The sequence below is a fragment of the Synechococcus lacustris str. Tous genome, assembly GCF_003011125.1.
In the GTDB taxonomy this organism is placed as follows: Bacteria; Cyanobacteriota; Cyanobacteriia; order PCC-6307; family Cyanobiaceae; genus Synechococcus_D; species Synechococcus_D lacustris.
Genome location: NZ_PXVC01000084.1, coordinates 1 through 7,888, shown reverse-complemented (window position 1 = coordinate 7,888; position 7,888 = coordinate 1). Strand labels below are relative to the sequence as shown.

At 42.4% G+C, this 7,888-nt stretch carries 2 protein-coding genes; both read left to right on the top strand.

Going from position 1 to position 7,888, the window contains the following annotated elements:
• Nucleotides 1–1,120 (top strand): putative Ig domain-containing protein (locus C7K08_RS11765; protein ID WP_193464835.1); only part of this gene is annotated, 1,120 nt, incomplete at its 5' end.
• Nucleotides 1,121–1,514: 394 nt separating this feature from the next.
• On the top strand, nucleotides 1,515–7,888 hold a 6,374-nt coding region (locus C7K08_RS11755; RefSeq protein WP_133165249.1), incomplete at its 3' end, for a lectin-like protein.

The window sequence follows — 7,888 nt, the reverse complement described above, 5'->3', positions numbered from 1 at the left end:
TTATACACCTTTTTCTTATACTCTTAAATCAGATCTTTTTAGTGATCCTGATTCCAGTATTACACTCTCTGCAACAACCAATACAGGTGATACTCTGCCATCTTGGTTAACCTTTAATCCAACTACAAGAACACTTTCGGGCACACCAACAACAGGTGGCACCATTAATTTAAACCTCAGTGCTACTGATGAACTTGGCAGTATTTCAGCACCACTTAGTTTAAAGATCAAAGAAGTTCAATCACTTTCGTCTTCTACAACACCGATCCGTTATCAACGCAATAAGGAATTAACTGTTCCGATTAATTACAGCACCAGTGACAGTTCAACCACCACTGGATTAAGTTTTAAGGTGCACTTTAATTCTTCTCTATTATCTTTTGATTCAACTACTGGTATTACCAATAAAACACAGGCAGATCTGTTCCAAATTGGTGCCATTCAACAAGACACGGCAAATACCGATAATGATGCCACAACAGATTCATTTATACCAATTAATATCGCATCTTTTACAGGGCAATTTCCAACCGCTGGAGTTCCAGTAAAACTAGCAGATTTAATATTTAAATCACTTGATAAACCAATTGATCCAATTACAGGTCTTAAAGATACCTCTATCAATTTCACCGAAACAGAAGCAGCATCCGGTTATGGATTTGCTGCAACCTCAGCATCCCTGAAACCACTTTCTTTCTCACTTGATGTTGATCGTGATGGTAAAGTAACAGCATTAGGTGATGGTTTGATGATTATCAGAAAACTATTTGGTGCTGCTTTTGCTGGTGATGCTTTAATTAACAAGGCAATATCCCCTGATTCACCTTATTTAAATGGCATTGCATATAACACCTTAACTACTCAACAGAAGGCAGATGTTGCAGCGCAAGTACATGCAAATATTCAAGAGGGTATCGATAGTAAAATGTTAGATGTTGATAAAGACAGTAAAACCACTGCCCTTGGTGATGGTTTGATGGTAATACGCCATCTATTTGGTGCTGCGTTTGCAGGTGCCGCACTCACAAATAAAGCAATCAGTCCTGATTCACCATACTTTGGTACTCCCGCAAACTTTGCTGCCGTTGCCGCTAATATTGATGTGATGCGTCCTGTTTAGATAGATCCAAACTACATTTGTGAACATACAAACCCGCTTGGATTAGTTGGTGCTGCTGTTGTAGTAACAGGGCGTTTGACGATCCCAACTGCTGATGGTGATCTGCTCCACTACTCAGCAGTGGCATCAGAACCACTGGAATCAACATCAAAGGCACCTGCTGGCAGGTCCTGGGTTGGAGTTATGGGGGTAAATGCCAGCAAGGATTAAGAAAAATACCTAGTGCGCTGCAATAAAACGCTGAAAACCTTTGCCTTTACTTGTTTATGCGATATCTGCAAGAACCTGACGAAATGCCTAAAAACGAATACAATATAAAGAGATACAGATACCAAAGGCGTTCTGCCTCCTGGTACGCGCCGCTTCTCTGCCGTTTCTTGAGGATTTGGGTTTTATGGCAACAGGAGTAGCGCCACAGTCAATCCTGAATGGTAACTCGCTGTACTACAGAATTTATCTTTCCAATGAGGACTGGCACACTGCCTCAGAAAAAGCAAAGAAGGAAGGAGGATACCTACTTTCAGTAGACAATCAACAAGAACAAGATTTCATATCGCAAAATATAGGGGTATTTTTTAGCGAAGTAGTAACAGGTCTGAGCGATCTAAATGTAGACGGCACTTACATAAAACCAGACGGATCAGCATTAACCTATTCAAACTTTTTACCTGGATATCCTTTCCCTTGGGGTGTTGATCAACCTAACGCATACGCACTCCTGATTACCCGTACATATTTCAACTCCTGGGAAAGCGACTGGAAAACCAATCAGTGGTACTCGCAGCAAGTAGGAAAAATGAACACATCAACGGTTGATGAGAGGTCTGGAGAAATAAGCACAGGTGTCTATGCAGAAATCCCCCTAACCCTCTCCATAACACGCCAGGGTGAAGTGAAAGAAGGTGCAGGAGTATTTACAACATCCATTAACTTATCGGCAGGTAGCAGTACTAATCTTGCAAATGGTATTACTGCCTACTGGGAAGTAAGTGGTATTACTGCTGATGATTTGGCAACTGGTGCTCTTACTGGTTCAGGTGTCATCACTGGAGGCAAATTAGATATTCAGCATTCCTTAGTTCAAGATGCCGACATTGGTGAAAAGTTTAAGGTCTCTGTATTCTCTGATGCTGAGAGGACACAGCAAATTCTTTATGGACCAACTAAGGGCGCATTCATCTCTGCGGTGGCGGAAGCGAGTGGATATACAGGTCCTGCAGGTATCCGTGGCAATAGTGTTTACTTAACCGTAGCAGGACCTACATGGACAGAAGCGGAGTCTCAGTCGAACTTGCTGGGTGGTCATCTTACTGCTATTACATCAGAGGCGGAAAACGCATGGATAACCAGTAAGTTTAATCGTAGTGGAGATCTTAATATTCAGAATTGGTATAAAGGATGGATCGGTCTAAAGAACTTTGACGGTGGAACGAGACACGAATGGACGACTGGAGAATCTTACTCATTTTCATCTTGGCACCCTGGCACACCTGCACAAGGATCATTTACGTTTATCAATGCACCGCAAACAGACGTCAACTTCTCCCCTACAATTAATAGCGGGGTCTGGGTTGATTTTGATAATATGCACCCGTCTCAGACCGACACAGAACTATTTGGAATTGCTGAAATCCCCCTCAACCTCTCAATAACCCGCTTAGCAACTCCAAAAGAAGGTGCAGGAGTATTCACAACATCGATTAACTTATCGGCAGGTAGCACTACTAATCTTACAAATGGTGTTACTGCTTACTGGAAAGTTAGTGGTATTTCTGTTGATGACTTAGCAACTGGTGCTCTTACCGGTTCAGGTGTAATCACGAATGGCAAACTAGATATTCAGCATTCACTAAAAGTTGATTCAGATACTGGGGAGTTGTTTGAGGTATCTGTTTATTCTGATTCTGCGCATACTCAACTCATCGGCAGCAAGAGTTCTATTGCGATAGTTGAGGCAGCGGCATCAACAACGCCATCACCTGTAATCCGCGGCAACTCCTTATACACAATCGTCGATGGTCCTTCCTGGACGCAGGCAGAAGCGAACTCGGTGAAACTGGGTGGAAACCTGGTAACCATTAATGATGTACAGGAAACACTTTTTCTCCAAGAGTCTGATTTTCTTCGGTCTATACACGAGAGTTATGAATGGCAGAATGGTTGGGATGTCCATGGTGGTGCATGGATAGGTCTAACAAGAAGAGGCGGTAATGATTGGCAATGGAGCAGTCAACAAAACTATCTATACAACAATTGGAACCCCGGTGAACCTAGTGGAGATGGTGGAGGCAATGAAGATGCACACATTTATACTTCTAGTGCAACACAGGGGAAGTGGAATGATATTCCAGCAGGATGGAGTCCATTACCTGGAATCGCAGAAACCCCCTTCATCCGTCGTGGTGATTCCGCCTATGTTATCGTTTCAGGTCCTACCTGGGAAGAAGCAGAAGCAAATGCCGTGAAACTCGGCGGGCACTTGGTGACGATTAATGATGCGGAGGAAAATCAGTGGTTGTATGATTTTATTCTTCCCCAGAAACCTGACAATATGATGTTTATTGGCATGAATGATGCCAATGACGATGGTTCATATATTTGGTCATCTGGTGAAACTTCAACTTACTTAAATTGGGCGTCTGGAGAACCTTCAAGGAGGAGTTCTGCTGGAGAGGAAAACTATGGGTTTATTCTTGCATCAAAATCAAATGATGCGCAAAAATACAAATGGTTTGATACAACACTGAATGGAAACAGCGGTAATGTATCAATTGGAATCGCCGAAATAAAACTCGCACCCAATAACACCCCMACTGGAACTCCAACAGTTACAGGAACATTTAAAGTTGGATCTACACTCACAATAGATGCAACAGCAATCAAAGATAGCGATAACTTCACAGGTTATACACCAACCTTAAAGTATAACTGGGAAACATCAACTGATGGCACCACCTGGTCTAAACTTACMWCAACAGACGGGGCAGATAATAACAATACTTATATYCTYACAGCAGCAGARRCWAGYAAGAAGATAAGAGGKGTTGTYAGTTAYTTGGATGGTTATGGCACTCAKGAATCTATTGCCTCAGGTGGGTCTTCTGTGAACTCAGCGACGGTGATACGCGGGAMAAGTATTTATTCGCTTGTTTATCTTGACCATCCCCGCTACGAAAATCCTGCRATCAGCGAACTTGGTTATCCAACCAACCCTAATCTTGCTTGGTGGTCATGGGATCAAAACAGCAAAGACRGTTATCGCTCTGCCCTTTTTGCGCTGACCAACAAAGTCGGTGGTTTGCTTGCGCAAGTAGACGATTTGAATACATATCAGTTACTTGCCGATAGCATTGGCGCCGAAGTTTCGTTTGGGGCATACGTGAGTCTCGGTAGCGATAGACTAGGAGTAGCAAATTTCAAAAAAGACCTCTATCCAGATTACAGAGGTTCAGATCCATTGGGTGAATGGTCTGGTGATCAAGCATCAGGATATGGACCGGAGTTTGCAATCGCAGAAACCCCCTTCATCCGTCGTGGAGATTCTGCCTATGTAATCGTTTCAGGTCCCACCTGGGAAGAAGCAGAAGCAAATGCCGTAAAACTTGGCGGGCACTTGGTGACGATTAACGATGAGGGGGAGAATGAGTGGTTACATGAATTTGCCAATATTCAGGCAAATCCACAAATAGACAATCAAAGTACAAAATTTTACTGGACTGGTTTAAATGATGCCCAGATAGAAGGAGATTGGAGATGGTCTAGCGGTGAACCTTTCTCATATGCAAATTGGGCACAAGGAGAACCAAGTGAAGGTGGCAATTCCCCACAGGGCGAAGACTTTGTTCACCTTGGTTGGACACCCAATAAACAATGGAATGACTTTCCGAGTCAACAAATCATTGCAGCGTACTCGAATCACCTGTCAAGGCATCTTGGAATCGCAGAAATAAAACTCAAACCCAATAACACCCCAACAGGAACTCCAACAGTTACAGGAACTCTTAAAGTTGGATCTACACTCACAATAGATGCAACAACAATCCAAGATAGCGATAACTTCACAGGTTATACACCAACATTTAATTACAACTGGGAAACATCAACTGATAGCACCACCTGGTCTAAACTCACCACAACAGATGGGGCAGATAATAACAATACTTATATTCTTACAGCAGCAGAGACTAGCAAGAAGRTAAGAGGTGTTGTCAGTTATTTGGATGGTTATGGCACTAATGAAGTAGTGAATAGTGTTGTGTCAACAATAGAAGCAGATACCAAGAAACCAATCATCCGTGGCAACTCCTTATACACAATCGTCGATGGTCCTTCTTGGACACAGGCAGAAGCGAACTCGGTGAAACTGGGTGGGCATTTGGTTTCAATACAGTCGGAAAGCGAAAATCAGTTCTTAAACAAGACTTTTGTTGAAACTCAAGGTGAATACAATGCCAATCAAGGCAATCATCTTTGGATAGGATCGACAGATGACAAGACTGAGGGCAATTGGAAGTGGATCGATGGTTCTCCGTGGAACTACACAAACTGGGCACCTACGCAACCAGATAATGCGCTAGGCGGAGAGAACTTCGGATCATTTTTACATAAGGGAGGCGGTACATGGAATGACGCAAGAGACAACTATTATCTTGAGCAAATACCTGGATCAAAGATTTACGGAATAACTGAAACCCCCTTCATCAGACGCGGAGATTCCGCCTATGTAATCGTTTCAGGTCCAACCTGGGAAGAAGCAGAGGCAAATGCCGTAAAACTTGGCGGGCACTTGGTAACTATTAATGATGGGGCGGAGAATGAGTGGTTGTATGATTTTATTCTTCCCCAGAAACCTGACAATATGATGTTTATTGGCATGAATGATGCCAATGACGATGGTTCATATATTTGGTCATCTGGTGAAACTTCAACTTACTTAAATTGGGCGTCTGGAGAACCTTCAAGGAGTAGTTCTGCTGGAGAGGAAAACTATGGGTTTATTCTTGCATCAAAATCTAATGATGCGCAAAAATACAAATGGTTTGATACAACACTGAATGGAAACAGCGGTAATGTATCAATTGGAATCGCAGAAATAAAACTCGCGCCCAATAACATCCCCACAGGAACCCCAACAATCTCTGGCGACCCCAAAGTAGGTTCAACTATCACCATTAATGCATCTGGCATTCAGGACGCCGATAATTTCACAGGTTATACACCAACCTTTAAATACAATTGGGAAATATCAAATGATGGCACGACCTGGTCTCAACTAACCACAACAGACGCAGTAGATAATAACAATACTTATATTCTTACAGCAGCAGAAGCAAACAAGAAGATAAGAGGTGTTGTCAGTTATTTGGATGGTTATGGCACTAATGAGGTGGTTAATAGTGTTGCRTCAGAATCAACCATTACCCCTGCTGGATTGCCAACTCAATCACTCAGTCTGAGTGCTCCAAGCAAAACTGCTATTCGTTCTGGGGTCAATACCACCTCCGCTATTTCTTACACCGTCTCAACAGGCGAAATAAATCTCACTGGCGTTGGAGCATCTCTTTACTTTGATTCCACACAACTAAGCGTTTCTATTGCTGGTGATCCATTCAAAACTGGTCTGCTGGGTAATGCAATCACTGCTGATACCTCAAATGCCGATGGTGACCCCAAGACCGATAAGGTTCTATCTCTTTCCTATGCAGATTTTAATGGCAACTTCCCTGGTAGTGGCACCACCCTGCCTTTAGTGCTTGCCAATCTAAATCTGGTACCCACCTCTACCTTCTTGGGAACCACATTACATCTCAAAGGTGATCCAGCAATAGGTKTCATCGCAACTGGTGCTGATTTATCCATTGCCCATAATGCCGCACCTGTAGTAAATGGTTCAATACCAGCACTTAGCACTAATCGTTATACACCTTTTTCTTATACGCTTAAATCAGATCTTTTTAGTGATCCTGATTCCAGTATTACACTCTCTGCAACAACCAATACAGGTGATACTCTGCCATCTTGGTTAACCTTTAATCCAACTACAAGAACACTTTCGGGCACACCAACAACAGGCGGTTCCATTAACTTAAACCTCAGTGCCGCTGATGAACTTGGCAGTATCTCAACACCACTTAGTTTAAAGATCAAAGAAGTTCAATCACTTTCTTCTGCCACAACACCAATCCGTTATCAACGCAATAAGGAATTAACTGTTCCGATTAATTACAGCACCAGTGACGGTTCATCCACCACTGGATTAAGTTTTAAGGTGCATTTTAATTCTTCTTTATTATCTTTTGATTCAACTACTGGTGTTACCAATAAAACACAGGCAGATCTTTTCCAAATTGGTGCCATTCAACAAGATACTGCAAATAGCGATAATGATGCCACAACAGATTTATTTATTCCAATTAATATCGCATCATTTACAGGGCAATTTCCAACCGCCGGAGTACCAGTTAAACTCGCAGATTTAATATTTAAATCACTTGATAAACCAATTGATCCAATTACAGGTCTTAAAGATACCTTCATCAATTTCAGCGAAACAGAAGCAGCATCCGGTTATGGATTTACGGCAACCTCAGCATCATTGAAACCACTTTCTTTCTCACTTGATGTTGATCGTGATGGCAAGGTAACAGCATTAGGTGATGGATTAATGATTATACGCAAACTATTTGGTGCTGCTTTTGCAGGTGATGCTTTAATTAACAAGGCAATATCCCCTGATTCACCTTATTTAAATGGCATTGCATATAACAC